Annotated in this window: 15 protein-coding genes and 1 pseudogene; 7 read left to right on the top strand and 9 right to left on the bottom strand. The window is 73.8% G+C overall.

Annotated features, from left to right (window positions below; genetic code table 11):
- Nucleotides 1-165: 165 nt before the first annotated feature.
- The 3 genes from QIT00_RS32320 to QIT00_RS32330 all read right to left on the bottom strand — a co-directional run bounded on the left by QIT00_RS32320 (nt 166) and on the right by QIT00_RS32330 (nt 3536).
- Nucleotides 166-1062: a hypothetical protein gene (locus QIT00_RS32320; RefSeq protein WP_282539019.1), complete on the bottom strand. Its 897-nt coding sequence runs from the start codon at nt 1060-1062 to the stop codon at nt 166-168.
- A 52-nt stretch (nt 1063-1114) separates the two neighbouring features.
- On the bottom strand, nt 1115-2638 hold the full coding sequence (locus QIT00_RS32325; protein WP_282539020.1) for a hypothetical protein: 1524 nt from the start codon (nt 2636-2638) through the stop codon (nt 1115-1117).
- Nucleotides 2639-2846: 208 nt separating this feature from the next.
- Entirely contained in the window at nt 2847-3536 is a 690-nt protein-coding gene (locus QIT00_RS32330; protein WP_282539021.1) for a GntR family transcriptional regulator, read from the bottom strand.
- Between the two features lie 161 nt (nt 3537-3697).
- Here QIT00_RS32330 and QIT00_RS32335 point away from each other — a divergent pair, with 161 nt between their 5' ends.
- From QIT00_RS32335 to QIT00_RS32355, 5 genes are read left to right on the top strand one after another with little or no spacing between them, the layout of a single operon-like run.
- A complete protein-coding gene (locus tag QIT00_RS32335; RefSeq protein WP_282539022.1) occupies nt 3698-5002 on the top strand; it encodes an MFS transporter in 1305 nt (434 codons plus the stop codon).
- The gene (locus QIT00_RS32340) at nt 4999-5787 is read left to right on the top strand and encodes a putative hydro-lyase (RefSeq protein ID WP_282539023.1); all 789 of its coding nucleotides are present in this window, start codon (nt 4999-5001) and stop codon (nt 5785-5787) included. Before QIT00_RS32335 ends, QIT00_RS32340 begins: the two co-directional genes overlap by 4 nt.
- A gap of 59 nt (nt 5788-5846) precedes the next feature.
- A complete protein-coding gene (locus tag QIT00_RS32345) occupies nt 5847-6611 on the top strand; it encodes a LamB/YcsF family protein (protein WP_282539024.1) in 765 nt (254 codons plus the stop codon).
- Entirely contained in the window at nt 6608-7297 is a 690-nt protein-coding gene (gene pxpB / locus QIT00_RS32350; RefSeq protein WP_282539025.1) for a 5-oxoprolinase subunit PxpB, read from the top strand. The genes QIT00_RS32345 and pxpB overlap by 4 nt, the downstream gene beginning before the upstream one ends.
- The gene (locus QIT00_RS32355) at nt 7294-8151 is read left to right on the top strand and encodes a 5-oxoprolinase subunit C family protein (RefSeq protein ID WP_282539026.1); all 858 of its coding nucleotides are present in this window, start codon (nt 7294-7296) and stop codon (nt 8149-8151) included. Before pxpB ends, QIT00_RS32355 begins: the two co-directional genes overlap by 4 nt.
- 287 nt (nt 8152-8438) lie before the next feature.
- Here QIT00_RS32355 and QIT00_RS32360 read toward each other — a convergent pair whose 3' ends face one another.
- From QIT00_RS32360 to QIT00_RS32385, 6 genes and pseudogenes are all read right to left on the bottom strand, one after another.
- Nucleotides 8439-8699: a hypothetical protein gene (locus QIT00_RS32360; RefSeq protein WP_282539027.1), complete on the bottom strand. Its 261-nt coding sequence runs from the start codon at nt 8697-8699 to the stop codon at nt 8439-8441.
- Nucleotides 8700-8863: 164 nt separating this feature from the next.
- A pseudogene (locus QIT00_RS32365) lies at nt 8864-9709 on the bottom strand (SGNH/GDSL hydrolase family protein); the annotation flags it as partial.
- On the bottom strand, nt 9706-10947 hold the full coding sequence (locus tag QIT00_RS32370) for a glycosyltransferase (RefSeq protein ID WP_282539028.1): 1242 nt from the start codon (nt 10945-10947) through the stop codon (nt 9706-9708). The gene QIT00_RS32370 and the pseudogene QIT00_RS32365, both read right to left, overlap by 4 nt.
- A gap of 76 nt (nt 10948-11023) precedes the next feature.
- A complete protein-coding gene (locus QIT00_RS32375; RefSeq protein ID WP_282539029.1) occupies nt 11024-12157 on the bottom strand; it encodes a glycosyltransferase family 4 protein in 1134 nt (377 codons plus the stop codon).
- Between the two features lie 132 nt (nt 12158-12289).
- Entirely contained in the window at nt 12290-13711 is a 1422-nt protein-coding gene (locus tag QIT00_RS32380; protein ID WP_282539030.1) for a HEAT repeat domain-containing protein, read from the bottom strand.
- A 285-nt stretch (nt 13712-13996) separates the two neighbouring features.
- The gene (locus QIT00_RS32385) at nt 13997-14389 is read right to left on the bottom strand and encodes an ankyrin repeat domain-containing protein (RefSeq protein ID WP_282539031.1); all 393 of its coding nucleotides are present in this window, start codon (nt 14387-14389) and stop codon (nt 13997-13999) included.
- A 243-nt stretch (nt 14390-14632) separates the two neighbouring features.
- Here QIT00_RS32385 and QIT00_RS32390 point away from each other — a divergent pair, with 243 nt between their 5' ends.
- Together QIT00_RS32390 and QIT00_RS32395 are read left to right on the top strand one after the other, a co-directional pair.
- Nucleotides 14633-14827: a hypothetical protein gene (locus QIT00_RS32390; protein ID WP_067155558.1), complete on the top strand. Its 195-nt coding sequence runs from the start codon at nt 14633-14635 to the stop codon at nt 14825-14827.
- Between the two features lie 37 nt (nt 14828-14864).
- Nucleotides 14865-16412 (top strand): hypothetical protein, encoded by a 1548-nt coding sequence (locus tag QIT00_RS32395; protein ID WP_282539032.1) that lies wholly within the window; start codon nt 14865-14867, stop codon nt 16410-16412.
- Nucleotides 16413-16426: the final 14 nt, after the last annotated feature.

Consider the following 16426-nt stretch of genomic DNA (forward strand, 5'->3'; position numbering starts at 1 on the left):
CGGACTCTCGTCGTCAGTCTGAAGTCGTGTGTGGTGCGGGGGTGTTGGCGTGCCCGGTCTGGGCCGTTTCCCTGAAGTCCGGACGGACGCAAGTGCGTGCCAGGCGCCGCCGGGCTGGGGGCACCTCCCGCCCGAAGGGTGGGGGAGGGTCTCCACGGACACGGTCTAGGGCCGCTCGGCGGCGTGGAAGGGCAGTCCGGCGCCCGCGGCCAGTTCGAGGTCGCCCTCGGCCTCGGCGGGCAGCAGGCTGGCGGAGCCGTCCGTGACGGGCACGATCCCGAGTTCGAGAAGCTCGGCCATCGCGGCGCCGCCCGCCATGTCCCGCACCTGGAGCTGGTAGCGGGCGGTCGTGCGGTACGTCCCGCCGGAGTCGTCCCCGGTGCGCTGGAGGAACCCGGAGTCGGTGAGGAACGCGACGGCCTTGGCGACGATGCCGGTGGTGGACCCGGCGAGGCGGCGGGCGTCCTTGGTGGCACCGGTGGAGCTGCGCCGCGCCCAGATCCGCCAGCCCGCCTCCAGGCCGGGTGCGTCGCTGGCCGGGTCGGTGTTCTCGCCCTGCTCCTCGGCGCGTTCCTCCAGGCGGCCGCAGGCCTGGCGGACGAAGGCGTCCACGCCGTTGACGGTGACGCGGCCGATGTACGCGTCGTCGGCGAGGTCCTCCGGGCGCGGGAACGCCATGGCGGCGACGGCGAGATGAGCGAGGCCGTGCAGGAAGCGGTCACCGGCGTCGGAAGAGGCACGGCGGGCGTAGTCGCCCATGCGGACGGCGAAGACGGAGTCCTCGGCGGCCGTGACGGCCATCCCCGCGCGCGGGGAGACCTCCAGGACGACCAGGCCGAGGCCGGTCGCGACGGCGTCGGCGAGCCGCGCGAAGGGCGCGTCCTCGCGGTACCTGCGCAGCAGTTCGGTGTACTCGGCGTCCCGCGCGGGCTGCAGCTTCGGCTGAAGCCCGAAGGAGACGAGCCGCGCGGCGTCGGCGGCGTCGGCCGGGGTGACGGCCGCGGGCGCGGGGCGGGCGTCGGGCTCGCTCCACGGGACGGCGTCCGGGTGGTGGTCGGTCACGGGTACTGCTCCTCGTACGTACGGAAAGGGCCGGGAGGCTGGGCGGGGGTTCTCATGCTGCCTCCGTCCGGGCCGCCGCCATTCCGGCCGCGTCGAGCAGGGCCGTGCCCACGATCAGGTCGGCGCCGCCGAACTCCGGGTCGTCGAGCTCGGTGCCGTCGTCCACGGCGAACAGCAGCTTGGGTTCGCCCTGGCGGTAGGCCGTGCCGACCGGTGGGCTGGCCGCGTGGACCGCCAACAGGGCCAGGAGATAGGGCAGTTCGGGGTCGATCCGGCGGGCGTCGGCGAGGAGACCGGACAGCCGCCGCGGGGCGTCGTGCTCCAGGTCGAGCAGTTCCATGGCGGCGGCCAGCTGCTCCTCGCTGAACCGGCTGTCGTCAGGGGTCGCGACGAGGTCCGGCTCGGGCATCTCCGCGCCCAGGTGCTCGCGTTCGACGGGCGGGGTGAGCAGCAGGTCCACCAGGTCGCCGACGCGCACCGCGGACGGGGTGCGCAGCCCGACGCCGCGCGCGAAGAACGCGTCCGTGACGCGCAGCGCCCGCTCGACGGGGAGCGGCAGGACAGGGGCGACCAACTGGCCGTAGAGGTCGAGTCCCGCGCGGGCGGCGGGCGGGGCGAAGGCCTGGCGGTCCTGCTCCGCGCGGAACAGCGGGCCCGCTTCGAGGAGTCGGGACTGCAGTTGGGTGTGGCGGCGGATGCAGTCCTTGACGATGTCGACGAGTTCGGCGGCGCGGCGCTTGTGCTCACCCGTTTTCGCGTCGGATCCGGCCTCGGCCTCGTCACGGGCCTTGCGGATGTTGGTCAGGATGGCGTTCTCGTGGCGGTACCGGTCGGCGACGTGGTCGAGGGCCTCGGCGATCATGTCGGGGACCGTTTCCAGCCAGTCGACCGCGCGGACGTTGCGCCGGGTGGCGTCGAGGGCGCGGCGGAGCGTCTCGCTGTACTGCACGGTGCGGTAGCGGGCCTGCTCGGCGGCGAGCTGGGCGTCGGCGAGGCGGCCGCGGCTGATCAGCACCTCGAGCTTCACCTCGGCGGCGATCTGGGCGCTGGTGACGTCGGTGTCGAGGGCGCCCACCAGGACGTTGACCGCCTCGTCGGTGGTGCGGAGGTAGACACCCCCGCCGTAGCCGGGGACCTCTTCGATGAGCTTGAAGTCGTAGTCACGGCGCACATATGTGCCGTCCGGGCCGAACGTGCCGTACACCGCGCGGAAGCCGCGGTCCACGCTGCCGACGTTGATCAGGTTCTCCAGGACCCAGCGGGCGACCCGCTCGTGCTCGGCGGCCGGGCGGCCGGGCGCCTGGGCGGCGATGCGGGGGACGAGCCTGGCCACGATCTGGTCGTGGTCCGCGCCCGTGTCGAAGTCCATGTTCAGCGTGACCAGGTCGATCGCGGCGAGGGCCACTTCCGCCATCGCGTACACCGAGTACTCGCCCGCGAGGTTGGCCTTGCGGGTGTCGAGGTCGTGCAGCGGGGCCGTGCAGGCGAGGGCGCGCAGGCGCCGGGCCAGGCCCTCGTCGGCGGCCGGGCCCGGAGCCGGGGAAGGTACGGCGTTGGCCGGGGCAGGTGCAGTCACGTCGCAAAGATTAGGCGGTCCCACTGACAACGGCCGAAACGACGCAGATGAGACGGGATCCGAGCTCACACGGCGCCCGATTTGCCTTGTTTGTACGGGGAGTTGGCTTCACCGAACCATCGCGGGCCGTCACCGAACCGTCACGGGCCATCACGGGCCATCACGGGCCGTGATCCCGCCACCCTCCGGCCTCGCTGCCCCTGGCGCGTCACCCCTCGCCCGACTCCCCGAGCCCCGCCTCGTACGCCTCGACCATGCCGAGCCGCGAGTCGTCGAGATAGCGGGCGAGCAGCCGCTCCGCGCCCGGACGGTCGCCGGATTGCAGGGTCTCCAGAATCTCCCGATTACGGGACAGATAGGGCTCATGCAGGCGACGCGGGTCGTCCACCACATGGAAGACCAGGCGCAGTTCGGCGAAGACGCTGCGCATCAGCTCGTCCATGCGCGCACTCCCGGCGAGCGCCACGAGCTCGCCGTGGAAGCGGATGTTGGCGGTGCCGACACCCTTCCAGTCCTTGGCGCGCGCCGCCCGCTGAGCCTCGGTGACGGCGGCCGCCAGGCCGTCGAGCACGTAGGGCGGCCGGCCGAGGCCGCGCACCACGGCGCACTCGACGAGGCGCCGGGTGCGGAAGATGTCCTCGACGTCCTCGACGGTCAACACCCGTACGAACACGCCCCTGTTGAGCTCGTGCGTGAGCAGCCGCTCGTGCGTCAGGAGCCGGAACGCCTCCCTCAGAGTGTTGCGCGAGACCTTGAGCGCAGCGCCGATGCTCTCCTCCGAGAGCCGTTCACCGGGCGGGAAGTACCCGTCGGCGATCCGGCCGCGCAGGATGTCCGCCACCCGTTCCGCCGTGCTCGTACGCCCCAATAGCGCACGGTCGTCCACGAGTCCGCTCATCGCTCGTCCACCAGGCCGCTCATGGCGGAATTCAAGCGCAGATACCAGAACGAAACAACACGGGTATTGAGGGATTGTTGAACAATCCCCTACGGTGCTCGGAACGCGAGCTCCTGCGGCAGCGCCCAAGCACCCTCCTCCCACTCCCAGCGAGGTGCCGGATGAGTACGACCCCTCAGCCCCACCCCACAACCACGGCCGGAGTCGCCCCTCCGCCCGGCGGACCCGCCGACGACAGCGGCGCGTTCGCCTGGCTGCGCGCCCTCGGCCCGCGCGGAAGGCGCGCCTTCGGAGGCGCGTTCGGCGGCTATGCGCTCGACTCGTACGACTACTTCACACTGCCCCTGAGCATGGTGGCGATCTCCGCCTACTTCGCCCTGGACAGCGGTCAGACGGGCCTGTTCACGACTGTCACGCTCGTCGTCTCGGCCGTCGGCGGCGCGCTAGCCGGGGTGCTCGCCGACCGGGTGGGCCGGGTCAAGGCCCTGATGCTGACGGTGATCACGTACGCCGTGTTCACCGTGGCGTGCGGATTCGCCCCCAACTACGAGACGCTGCTGCTGTTCCGCGCCCTTCAAGGGCTGGGTTTCGGCGGTGAGTGGGCGGTCGGCGCGATCCTGGTCGCCGAGTACGCGACGGCCAAGCACCGCGGCCGCACCCTCGGTGCCATCCAGAGCGCCTGGGCGGTCGGCTGGGGACTCGCGGTGGTCGTCTACACGCTGGTCTTCCAGTTCCTCGACGAGGGCCTCGCCTGGCGCGTGATGTTCTTCACCGGCGCCCTGCCCGCCCTGCTCGTGATCTACGTACGGCGCAACGTCAGCGACGCCCCCGAGGCCGCCGAGGCGCGCAAGCAGAGCCGTGAGAAGGGCTCCTTCGCGGCCATCTTCCAACCCGGCATGCTGCGCACCACGCTCTTCGCGGTCCTGCTCTCGACCGGCGTGCAGGGCGGCTACTACACGCTGTCCACCTGGATCCCGACCTATCTGAAGACCGAGCGCGGCCTCTCCGTCGTCGGCACCGGCGGTTATCTCGCCGTGCTCATCACGGGTGCCTTCATCGGCTATCTGACCGGCGGTTACCTCACGGACCTGCTCGGCCGGAAGAAGAACATCGCGCTCTTCGCGTTCCTCTCCGCCCTGTGCATCCTGTCCTTCTCCGCCATCCCGGAAGGCGCCAACGGCGTTCTGCTGGTGGTGAGTTTCCCGCTCGGCTTCTGTATGTCGGCCATTTTCAGCGGCTTCGGCTCGTTCCTCAGCGAGCTCTATCCGACGGCGGTACGCGGGACAGGGCAGGGTTTCACCTACAACGCGGGCCGCGGTATAGGCGCGATCTTCCCCACCCTGGTGGGCTTTCTCGCGAACAGCTGGGGCGTGGGCGGTGCCCTGGTCTTCGGCGCCCTCGCCTACGGCATCGCCGTCCTCGCCCTGCTCGGCCTGCCCGAGACCCGCGGCAAGGAGCTGGCGTGAGCCGCACCGAGGCAGGGCAGCGGCCACGCGCGGTACGTGCCCGTTTCCGGGCCGGCGAGGGCGGCCCCACGGCGGGCCTCGCCCCGGGCCACACCCAGGCCAACCTGATCGCGGTCCCCGCCGACTGGGCCTACGACATGCTGCTGTTCTGCCAGCGCAATCCGAAGCCCTGCCCGGTGCTCGACGTCACCGACGCCGGAGCCTGGTCCACCCAGCTCGCACCCGGCGCCGACCTGCGCACAGACCTGCCGGGCTACCGCGTGTGGGAAAACGGCCAACTCGTCGCGGAACCGGGCGAGGTGACCGGGCACTGGCGCGCGGACCTGGTGACGTTCCTGCTCGGCTGCAGCTTCACGTTCGAGGCGGCCCTGCTCGCCGCGGACGTGCCGGTGCGCCACATCGAGCTGGGGCGGAACGTGCCCATGTACGTCACAGACAGGCCCTGTCGGCCCGCAGGGCGGCTGCACGGCCGCCTGGTGGTCTCGATGCGGCCGGTCCCGCCCGAGCGCCTCTCGACGGCGATCAGGGAGACCGCGCTCTTCCCGTCGTTCCACGGCAGCCCGGTGCACTGCGGCGACCCCGCGGCGCTCGGCATCGCCGACCTGGACCGGCCGGACTTCGGCGACCCCGTCGACGTACGGCCGGACGAGATCCCGGTGTTCTGGGCCTGCGGCGTGACCCCGCAGGCCGCGGTCATGGCCTCCGCGCCACCGTTCGCGATCACCCACGCACCGGGGCAGATGCTGATCACGGACGCCCGGGAAGAGCACTACCGGGTGCTCTGACATCCCCTTCCGCCGCTGCGGAAACCCCCACCTCTTCGAGTAAGGACGTACGGACGCACATGAGCCAGGTAGTCATCGACCTCAACGCCGACCTCGGCGAGGGCTTCGGGCGCTGGCGGCTGACCGACGACGAGCAGCTGCTGTCGGTGGTGACCAGCGCCAACGTGGCCTGCGGCTTCCACGCCGGGGACGCGGCCACCATGCGCAAGGTGTGCGAACTCGCCGCGGAGCGGGACGTACGCGTCGGCGCCCAGGTGTCGTACCGCGACCTGGCGGGCTTCGGACGGCGTGCCATGGACGTGCCTGCCGACGAGCTGAGCGCCGAAGTCGCCTACCAGATCGGCGCCTTGGAGGTGTTCGCGCGGGCGGCCGGCACGCGCGTGGCGTACGTGAAACCGCACGGCGCGCTCTACAACCGCGTCGTGCGCGACGAGGAGCAGGCCGGTGCCGTCGTCGACGGGGTCCTGCTCGCGGGCGGAGGTCTGCCCCTGCTCGGACTGCCCGGCTCACGCCTCCTCGACGTGGCGGGAAAGGCCGGACTGCCCACGGTGACCGAGGCGTTCGCCGACCGCGCCTACACGGACGAGGGAACCCTGGTCCCACGCGCGCGTGCGGGTGCCGTGATCACCGAGCCGGACGAGGTCGTCGCCCGCTCCCTCGACCTGGCCAGGAGCGGATCGGTCGCCTCCGTCACCGGGCGGCGGGTGGACGTGGGCGCCCGCTCACTGTGCCTGCACGGCGACACCCCGGGAGCGGTCGCCCTCGCCCGCGAGGTCCGCGCCCGCCTGGAGGCCGACGGCGTCGACGTACGAGCCTTCGTATGAGCCGCACACGCGCGGTGCCCGATACGAACTCCGCCACCGGACAGGGGACTTCAGGGGTGACGGTCCGGCTGGTCGGCGAGCACGCCCTCCTCGTCGAACTCGACACCGGGGCGGCCGTCGAGGCGCTGCACGCGGTGCTCCTGCGGCGCCGCGAGAGCGGCGATCTGCCTCCCGTACGGGAGATCGTGCCCGCCGCCCGCACGGTGCTCCTGGACGGCGTCGACGACCCGCGCGCCCTCGCCGCCGCCCTTCCCGCCTGGGACGTGCCCGCGCTGCCCCCGAGCGCGCCGGAGACCGTCGAGCTCCCCGTGCGCTACGACGGGCCCGACCTGGCCGAGGTGGCCGCGCTGTGGGACGTCCCGCCGGACGAGGTGGCCGAGATCCACGCCGCGACCGAATTCCGCGTCGCCTTCTGCGGGTTCGCGCCCGGCTTCGGCTACCTGACGGGCCTTCCCGAGCGGTACGCGGTGCCCCGCCGGACCACGCCCCGTACGGCGGTGCCAGCGGGGGCGGTCGCGCTCGCGGGCCCGTACACCGGGGTGTACCCCCGGTCGTCGCCGGGCGGCTGGCAGTTGATCGGCACGACGGACGCGGTTCTGTGGGACCACGCGCGCGTGCCCGCCGCTCTGCTGTCCCCCGGCACGCGCGTGCGGTTCGTACCGGCCGGTCGGGCGGTGCGCGCATGACGGACAGCGCGTTCGCCGTGGTCCGCGCCGGTGCCCTGACCACCGTGCAGGACCTGGGCCGCGCCGGTCACGCGCACCTCGGCGTGCCCCGCTCCGGCGCCCTCGACGAACCGGCCGCCCGGCTCGCCAACCGCCTTGTCGGCAACGCCGATGCGGCGGCCGTGCTGGAGACCACCCTGAGCGGCTGCGCCCTGCGCCCGCGCCGCACCGTGACGGCGGCGGTGACGGGCGCGCCCTGTCCCGTCACGGTCGACGGACGGCCGGTCGCCTGGGGAGGGCCGGTGCGGGTCCCCGCGGGCGCGCTGCTCGACGTGGGGGCGGCGGTCGCGGGCGTGCGGTCGTACGTCGCGCTCGGCGGGGGCGTGGCGGTGGACCCCGTGCTCGGCAGCCGCTCGACCGACCTGCTGTCCGGGCTCGGCCCCGCCCACCTCACCGACGGTGCGGTGCTGCCGCTCGGCCAGGAACACCCTCCGCACGCGCGCGTGGACTCGGCCCCGCAGCCGGCGCCGCCCACGGAACTCGTCCTGAGAGTCACCCTCGGCCCGCGCGCCGACTGGTGCACCCCGCGCTCTCTGAAAACCCTCACCACGCGCGCGTACCGGGTCTCCCCCGCGAGCAACCGGATCGGCCTGCGCACCGAGGGACCCGCCCTGGAGCGGGCGATCACCGGTGAACTCCCCAGCGAGGGCCTGGTCCTGGGCGCCGTCCAGGTCCCGCCGGACGGCCGCCCCGTGGTGTTCCTCGCGGACCACCCGACGACCGGCGGCTACCCGGTCGTGGCCGTCGTCCGGGAGGCGGACCTGTGGGCGGCCGCGCAGGCGGTACCTGGGACGCCGCTGCGGTTCGTGCGGTAAGGCTGGCCTGTCAGGCACGCCCCCGGCCCGTGGTCCGTGCGGCAGCGAGGGCCTGTCCGGCGCGCGCCCCCGGCCCGTGGTCCGTGCGGCAGCGAGGGCCTGTCCGGCGCGCGCCCCCGGCCCGTGGTCCGTGCGGCAGCGAGGGCCTGTCCGGCGCGCGCCCCCGGTCGGTGGTTCGTGCGGTAGTGAGGGCCGTCGGACGCGCCCCGGTCGAGCTGGACGGCCCGCGGGCGTAGGTGGCCCGCTCCGGCAGCCCGGCGCTCAAGTGGGGCCGCTGCGGCCGGAGTTCAGGCTCTCGCGGTGGGGACGGCGCGGTGGAGGCCGAGTATCGCACCCGGGAGCGCGGCCGCGTGGCCGGCCAGTGCGAGGAAGAAGCCCTGGCCGCTGATCACATCCACGGCAAGGCCGGCGAGCGCACCGAGGGCGAACCCGGCCCAGGCGCCGACGAGGGCACCGAGCAGGGGCCGCGCACCGGGCCACCCGCCCCACGTGAGGACCACGGCGACGAGCAGGCCGATCAGGGTCACGGAGAGTGTGGGCATCAGCATGCTTCAAGCGTTCCGCCCCGGCCCCGGACCCGCATCGGGGACTGCCCCGATACGTCCCCGTCCGCACCCTTGGGGGACGCCGGCTCACACCCCGGAGAAGCCGCGCCCCCGACCGCCGAACTCACCGCCCCCGACCGCACCACCGAGGCGCATTCGGCCGCGCCCACCCCCACGGCGGCCAGCGCAGCCGCAGCCGTCGCCGTGGCCCGCACGTCCAGCCGTGCCGCCGTGCCGCGCAGCCCGTGCCGTACCTCCTCGGCGGCGAGGGCGGCCAGTTGCGGGAGCAGGTCGGTGCAGCGGCGCAGGAACCAGCCCGTACCGGCCGTGGCCAGCCACGTCAGGGAGGCCGTACGCGACGGTGGCGGCCGTTCCGCCTCCGCCGACGGGGCGGGCCCAACCAACCGCCCCGAGGCCCGCAGTCGGGCGTGGAAGCGTACGGCGAGCGCGCGGTGGCCGGCCTCGCCGGGGTGCAGCCGGTCGGCGCTCCACATCGACCGGTCCGCGACCCACGCCCCGTCGGCCGCGTGCAGATGGACCGCGCCGTACCGCTCGGACAGGGCGTGTACGACGGTGTTGACGGCGCGCTGCCGGCGGGCGAGTGGGCGGGCCAGGGCGCCGGGCAGGCCGAGCAGCGCGCCCGGGTCCGGCAGGCAGGCGGTGAGCAGGACGGCGCCACGCTCCGCGATCGCCCCGTAGACCTGGTCGAGGCGGCCGGCGACGCGATGGATGTCGAAGGTGCACCGCAGGGTGTCGTTGACGCCCACTATGACGGAGACGACATCGGCGCCGAAGGCGAGCGCCTGCGGGGTCTGCCGCTCCCACACGTCCCGGGTCTGGGCCCCGCTGACCGCGAAGTTGCGGAATTCCACGGGCACTTCGGGCGGTGCGAGCCCCTCCGCGAGCAGCGCCGCCCAGCCTCTCCAGCACTGACCGGCCGCGACCGGATCCCCCACACCTTCGGTGAGTGAGTCCCCGAGCGCCGCGAACCGTATCTCCCTCCGCGCGCTCACACCGCACCCCTCGCTCCGACCGGGACGTCCGCGAACGCCTCGGCCGACGCCGACCGCTCCGGACCGCCCCGCACACCGTCCGCGGAAGGAGCGTCGTGCGCCGCGAGGAACGCCGCGACCGAACGCTCCCAGCCAAAACGCTCCGCACGCGCGCGTGCGGCCCGACGGCGCTCCCGCTCGGGCCGGTCGAGCAGCGCCTGGACGGCCTCCGCGAAACCGGCACCCCCGAGCGCCGCGGCCCCGGCCCCGCCCGCAGCGGAAGTCGGCGCCCCGCCCGCACCGTCCACCCCGACGATCTCCGGCAGCGCCGACGCCGCGCTCACCACCACCGGCGTCCCGCACGCCAGCGCCTCAAGTGCCGCCAGACCAAAGGTTTCCGCGGGCCCGGGCGCGAGGCACACGTCGGCTGTCGCCTGCAACGCGGCCAGCTCCGCGCGGTCGGCGACATGCCCGAGGAAGGTGACGGGCAAGGCACGCGCGCGTGCCCGGCGTTCGAGGCGCCCGCGCAGCGGCCCGTCCCCGGCCACCACGAGCCGTGCCCGTACACCGCGCTCCGCCAGCGCCTCCAGGCAGTCGAGTGCGACGCCGGGCCGCTTCTCGACCGAGAGCCGCGAGCACAGCACCAGCAGAACCTCCTGCACGCGCGTGTGCCGCTCCCGTACGTCCGCGTCCCACAGCTGCGGACGGCACCGCGCGAGGTCGACGCCGAGCGGCGCGCGGACCACGTTGCGCGCGCCGATGCGCCGGAACTCCCGCTCGGCCCACGCGGTCGTGCACACCACGCGCGCGTAGGCGTGCGCCGTACGGGAGTTGAGGGCGTCGGCGAGGTGCCGTGCCGGTGCCGCGGGCACGCCCCAGGTGCGCAGGACGCCGTCGGCGGTCTCGTGGGAGACCATCACGGCGGGCACCCGCGCCCGCCGCGCCCACTCGCCGGTCCAGCGCAGTGTGGTCCGGTCGGAGACCTCCAGGCGGTCCGGCGCGAGGTCCTCCAGGAGCCGCCTGAGCCGGGCCCGGTCGGCGAGGACCCGATAGCCGCCGCTGCCCGGGAGGACCGGCCCCGGCAGGGTGACGACCCGCCCCTGCGGAGTCTTCCGGTCCTCGTGCCGCTCCCCCGGCACGACGAGCACGGGCTCGTGCCCCGTCCCGAGATACCCCGCGCCCAACTCCCGCAGCGCGGTGCGCAGTCCACCGGATCCGGGCGTCACGAAGTTCGCAAGCCGCACCATGCGCAGACTCATGCCGCGCCCCCTTCTCCTCGCCGGACGGAAACACCGCGCCGGACGGAAACACCGCGCCGGGACCCGATGTCGACGCTCATGCCGCCACCGCCGTACGCCCGTCGAGCACGGCGCCGTAGTGCTCGATGAGCTGGTCGCCGACCGCCGCCCAGGTGCGCCCCTCGACAGCGGCGCGCCCGGCCCTTCCGTACGCCTGCCGCAGGGCCGGGTCGGATATCAGGGCCCAGACGGCGTCGCGCACGGCGGCCGCGCCGTCCGGTGGTACGAGAAGGCCGGTGCGGCCGTGCCGCACCAGGTCGAGCGGCCCGCCCGCTGCCGGAGCCACCACGGGCACGCCGCTGGCCATGGCTTCCTGGACGGTCTGGCAGAACGTTTCGTACGGACCGGTGTGCACGAAGAGGTCCAACGAGGCGAAAACGCGGGCGAGTTCGGCGCCGGTGCGGCGCCCGAGGAACACGGCGCCGGGCAGCGCCGCCCGCAGTGAGGGCTCGCTGGGCCCGTCGCCGACGACGACCACGCGGACTCCGTCGAGGCCGCAGACCCCCGCGAGCAGGTCCACCCGCTTCTCGGGCGCGAGCCGCCCCACGTAGCCGACGAGGAGTTCACCGTTCGGGGCGAGCCGGCGGCGCAGGGCGGGGTCGGTGTGCTCGGGCCGGAAGCGCACGGTGTCCACGCCGCGCGGCCACAGGTGCACGCGCGGGACGCCGTTCCGGGTCAGCTCCTCGCGGGCCGCGGTGGACGGGGCGAGGGTGCGGTCGGCGGCGGAGTGGACCGTACGGATGCGCCGCCAGGCCGTGGCCTCGCCGGCGCCGACGTACATCCGGGCGTAGCCGGCGAGGTCGGTCTGGTAGACGGCGACGGCGGGGATGCCGAGCCGGGCGGCGGCCGCCATGCCGCGCGCGCCGAGCACGAACGGGCTGGCCAGATGGACGAGTTCGGCCCCGTACGCGCTGAGCGCGGCGGCCACCCGGCGGCTCGGCAGCGCCACCCGCACCTGCGGGTAGCCGGGCAGCGGGAGCGAGCGGATGCGGAGCACCGGGCAGGGCGCGTCGGCGCCGAAGGGCGAGCCGGGCGGTGCGCCGGGTGCGGCGGGGGCGACGACGAGCGGCTCGTGGCCGCGTCGTAGCAGGTGGTCGACGGTCTGCGTGGCGCAGTGGGACACGCCGTTGACGTCGGGCGGGAAGGATTCGGTGACGATGACGACACGCATACGGGTGTTGTCGCCGTCGGCGGCGTGGTCACGTCAACGTCGATCTTTCCGCCCGCGGAACGTCCCATGAGCGTTCCGGGCCCTCACAGGGCCCGGCAGTCGTCGCCCGGGGGTCCGGTCCCTGAACTCCGGTTAGACGGCGGAGGCGTCGGGCCCGATCCGGCTGCGTACGGCCGTCTGGACCTCGTCCTCCTCGGCCGGGTCGGCGGCGAGTCTGCGGAGCTGGTCGACGACGCGGGAGTCACCGGTCTCGGCGTTGCGGGCGGCGACCTCGCGGGTGGACTCCTCGCAGTCCCAGAGGCACTCGACGGCGAACCCGGCGGCGAACGAGGGGTCGGTGGCGGCGAGGGCGCGGGCGGCGCGGCCGCGCAGATGGGAGGAGGCGGTCTCGCGGTAGACATGGCGAAGGACGGGCGCGGCGCAGGCGATGCCGAGCCGTCCGGCGCCGTCGACGAGGGTCCAGAGCGTGCAGGCGTCGGGCCCCTCGGAGCGCACGGCATCGCGGAGCGCGCCGAGCACGAGCTCGGCGTCCTCGGTGCCGCCTCTGCAGGCGAGCACGCGGCCCGCGGCGGCGCCGAGTTCGTCGGCCCTTCCGGCCCAGGCGCGGGCCTGGCGCAGGGCGTCGTCCCCGCGCATCCGCTCGAAGGCGTCGACGGCGGCTTCCACGACGGTCCGCGAGCCGTCGCCCACGGCGGCGGCGATCAGGTCGAGTACGCGGGGGTCCTGGGCGTCGGCGAGATAGCGCAGGGAGGTACTGCGGGCGCCGTCGCTTCCGGCCCGGGCGGCGAGCAGGATCTCGTCCCGGTCCTCGGGTCCGGCGACGGCGGTGAGGCAGCGGGCGGCGGACACGTGCAGTCCGGCGCCGCGGCCGATGGCCTCGTCGGCCCAGTCGAAGACGGCACTTACGCTCCAGCCGGGCCGTGGGCCCGAGGAGTCGAGCTGCCGTTGCCACTGGTCGAAGGAGCCCTGTTCGCGGGCGGCACGCACCCGTTCGGCGAGGTCGGCGCGCACGCCGTCCTCGGTCCACAGGCGCCACGGCCGGGGCTCGAAGGCGTCGCGCACGGCGGCGGCGAGTTCGGCGCCGCCCTCGGGGGTGCGCGGGAAGCGGGCGAGCACCGGCTCGGCGAGGTCGCGCAGCGCGTCGTCGTCGTCGCGCACGGCCAGCTCGTCCAGGGCCCAGGTCCAGTTGCTGCCGGAGGCCGCGTACCGCCGCAGGAGCAGCAGCGCGTCCCGCCTGCCGTACGAGGCGAGGTGGCCGAGGACCGCGAGGGCGAGGCCCGTGCGGCTCTCGTCGGTGTCGAGGACGTCCGCCGCGCAGAAGAGGTGCCGCTCGATGCCGTCCAGCTCGCCGTGCAGGTCGAGGTAGAGGCGGGCGTAGTAGAGGGAGCGGTTCTCGACCTGCCAGTCGTGCCGGGGGTCGCTCAGGACGCACTGGTCGAGGGCCTCGATGGCCTCGGAACGGGGTGCCGTGAGCGCGTGCAGGGTGCCGTCGCCGCGGCCCCGCTGAAGCAGGCCGAGCAGCGTGCCGCTGGGCGCTATGACCGTGTCGAACATGGAAAAAGCCTCACATCAAGCTGTCGACGCAACAGGGGTTCGCGCACTACCTGCCGGCGCAACAACACGTGTGGCCGCCCGTCGTCCTGTGCTTGTCGTAGACCATTTTCCTCTGCCTCTCGTCGTGGCCCGGAACGGGCCGTCACGGCCCGCGTGCTGCAGCGTCTGCCCAGCAGTCGTGTCCGTGAACCACGACGTCATGATGGACCAGCGGCTTCGGCGGCCGCGACCAGATTTCCGGCTGCCCGCGGACCGCCCCGGGTCACCTCGCGGTGAAGCGCTCCGTCACTGCGCGTCGAACAGCTCCAGCAGCTCCGTCTTGCCGAACATCCGCGCCGTGTCCACGGCGGACGGGGTCCCGGCGGCCGGGTCGGCGCCGCCTTCGAGGAGGGCCTTGATCACGTCGTTCTCGCCCTTGAAGACCGCCCCGGCGAGCGGGGTCTGGCCGCGGTCGTTGACCCGGCCGGCGTCGGCGCCGCGGGCGAGGAGGGCGCGCACGGCGTCGGCGTGCCCGTGGTAGGCGGCGAGCATCACGAGGGAGTCGCCGCGGTCGTTGGTGAGGTTCACCGGGACGCCGGCGTCGACGTAGGCGGCGAGCGCCTCCGTCTCGCCCTGCCGCGCCAGATCGAAGATCTTCGTGGCGAGCTCCACGACCTCCGGATCGGGGGCATCAGTCATCGGCAGGACCGCCTTTCGCAGTGAGTGGGCCGGCGTGCGGGCCAGCGAGTGGGCCGTACGAGTGAATCGCCAGCGTACTGCCCCTGTCGGTACAGGAACGCGGGCGCCCGGGCAGCCTCGAGCAGGGGCCAAATCAGCGAATTCTGCGGAATTTCACTCGCTTGCACCTTTTGTCGTATGGATACATGCTGTGAGCCTGGAACAACTCATGGTGACTGTCCCCATCAACCAGGAGAAACCGTCATGATCCTGTCCATCTCAGGCGTCGTGCTGCTCGGCATCATCGTCTTCCTGTTCTTCCGCAAGGACGGACTCAAGGCGTCCCACGCCATGGTCTGCGCCCTGTTCGGCTTCTACCTCGCGGGCACCGCCATCGCCCCGAGCATCAAGGCCGGCGGCCAGAGCCTGGCCAGCCTGCTCGGCGGGATCAAGTTCTGACCCTCACCGACCCGCGCGACAACTCCAGGAGACCGACGTGGCCAGGCGACCACTCCCCCGCATCCTCACCAGCGGCACAGCTTCCCTCGCCCGGAGCAGAGAGCTCGCCAGGACGGCCGCCGACAGCGCCACCGACGTCCTCCACCCCCTGATCACGATCACCAGGGGACTGCGCCGCCTCGCTGCGGCCGGGCGGCGCAAATGGACCGAGACCCCCAAGGACCGCCGCGGACCGCTGCTGTTCCTCGTGGCCTCGGTGATCCTCGTGGTGGCCCTCATCCCGTACGGGCCGCTGCTCGCCCTGGTCACGCTGATGGCGGCCTCCGCGTGGCAGGGCCGCGACCGCACCCCCGTCCGGACCGGCCCCGACGAGGCCCACGTCGAACGGCTGCGCTCGCTGTACGAGGCGCTCGTCCCGTACTTCTCCGTGGCCGAGGACCCGAGCCCGCTGTACGCACACGGCGGCGAGTGGGAGAAGGCCTTCGGCTCGTACGACTTCGACGACGACAACCGGATCACCCGGCTCGTCCTGCGCTACCCGGCCTACTTCACCGACGGTGAGGCCGATGCCCGCGCCCGGATCGAGCACCTGCTGCACGCCAAGTCCGGCCGCGGCCGCGAATACCACTTCGGCTGGGAAGAGGAGGGCAACCAGCTCACCCTGACCGTCCTCGACCCGCTGCCCACCGACGTCGCCGCGCAGCGCTTCGTCACCTCGCCCGGCGAGACCGTCCTCGGCTTCACCGACGGCACCTCCGTCCAGCGCACGCTGCCTGTGACGGACGCGGCCGACAAGCAGCGCGACGTGCCGCCCGTGGTGTGGCGCACCGGCATCCGCTCCACCGAGCCGCACCTGCTCGCCGTCGGCCAGCCCGGCAGCGGCACCACCTCCCTGCTCCGCTCGATCGCCGTGCAGGCGCTGCTCCACGGCGACGTGGTGATCGTGGAGGGCAGCGGCACCGGCGAGTACGCGTGCCTGGTCGGCCGGGACGGCGTGCTCGCCGTGGAGTGCGGCCTCTCCCAGGCGCTCGCCACGCTGGAGTGGGCCGCGAACGAGACCGAGCGCCGGCTGATCGCCGCCAACCACGCGCGGCAGTCCGGCCTCCCCACGCCCGAGGACAGCAAGCGCCCGCTGTGGATCCTCCTCGACCGGCCCAGCGCGCTCGGCCACCTCGCCGCGGCGGACGGGGTCCGCGACCCGCAGACGCTGCTCCAGGTGCCGCTGCGGCACGGGCGCGCGGCGGCCGTCACGGTCGTCGTGGCCGAGCAGTTCGACAGCCTGGACGCCCTCATCGACCCGGTGCGCCAGCACACCCGCGCCCGTGTCGCCCTCGGCCCGGCGACGCCCGCCCAACTGACCGAGGTGCTCGGCGCCGAGCCGGGCACCACACCCACCCCCGACGTCCCGCCGGGCCGCGGCTACGCCCGCCTCGGCTCGGGCCCGGTGCACCGCCTCCAGGTCCCGGCCACGCCGGACCCGTACGACGACGCGACGAGCGAGGGGCATCGCAGGGCGGTACTTGAGTTGTTGCCGGAGCGGTCGACGGCGAATGAGCCGGAGCCGGTGGTGGTGGCTGAGGGGTAACCCCTCCGCACCCT

Source organism: Streptomyces luteolus, assembly GCF_029968015.1.
Lineage (GTDB): Bacteria > Actinomycetota > Actinomycetes > Streptomycetales > Streptomycetaceae > Streptomyces > Streptomyces luteolus.

Bases quoted from the DNA above. Each gene is read 5' to 3' on its own strand.
- QIT00_RS32330 (WP_282539021.1), bottom strand. From the start codon at position 3,536: ATGAGCGGACTCGTGGACGACCGTGCGCTATTGGGGCGTACGAGCACG.
- QIT00_RS32335 (WP_282539022.1), top strand. From the start codon at position 3,698: ATGAGTACGACCCCTCAGCCCCACCCCACAACCACGGCCGGAGTCGCC.
- QIT00_RS32345 (WP_282539024.1), top strand. From the start codon at position 5,847: ATGAGCCAGGTAGTCATCGACCTCAACGCCGACCTCGGCGAGGGCTTC.
- pxpB (WP_282539025.1), top strand. From the start codon at position 6,608: ATGAGCCGCACACGCGCGGTGCCCGATACGAACTCCGCCACCGGACAG.
- QIT00_RS32355 (WP_282539026.1), top strand. From the start codon at position 7,294: ATGACGGACAGCGCGTTCGCCGTGGTCCGCGCCGGTGCCCTGACCACC.
- QIT00_RS32360 (WP_282539027.1), bottom strand. From the start codon at position 8,699: ATGCTGATGCCCACACTCTCCGTGACCCTGATCGGCCTGCTCGTCGCC.
- QIT00_RS32370 (WP_282539028.1), bottom strand. From the start codon at position 10,947: ATGAGTCTGCGCATGGTGCGGCTTGCGAACTTCGTGACGCCCGGATCC.
- QIT00_RS32375 (WP_282539029.1), bottom strand. From the start codon at position 12,157: ATGCGTGTCGTCATCGTCACCGAATCCTTCCCGCCCGACGTCAACGGC.
- QIT00_RS32380 (WP_282539030.1), bottom strand. From the start codon at position 13,711: ATGTTCGACACGGTCATAGCGCCCAGCGGCACGCTGCTCGGCCTGCTT.
- QIT00_RS32385 (WP_282539031.1), bottom strand. From the start codon at position 14,389: ATGACTGATGCCCCCGATCCGGAGGTCGTGGAGCTCGCCACGAAGATC.
- QIT00_RS32390 (WP_067155558.1), top strand. From the start codon at position 14,633: ATGATCCTGTCCATCTCAGGCGTCGTGCTGCTCGGCATCATCGTCTTC.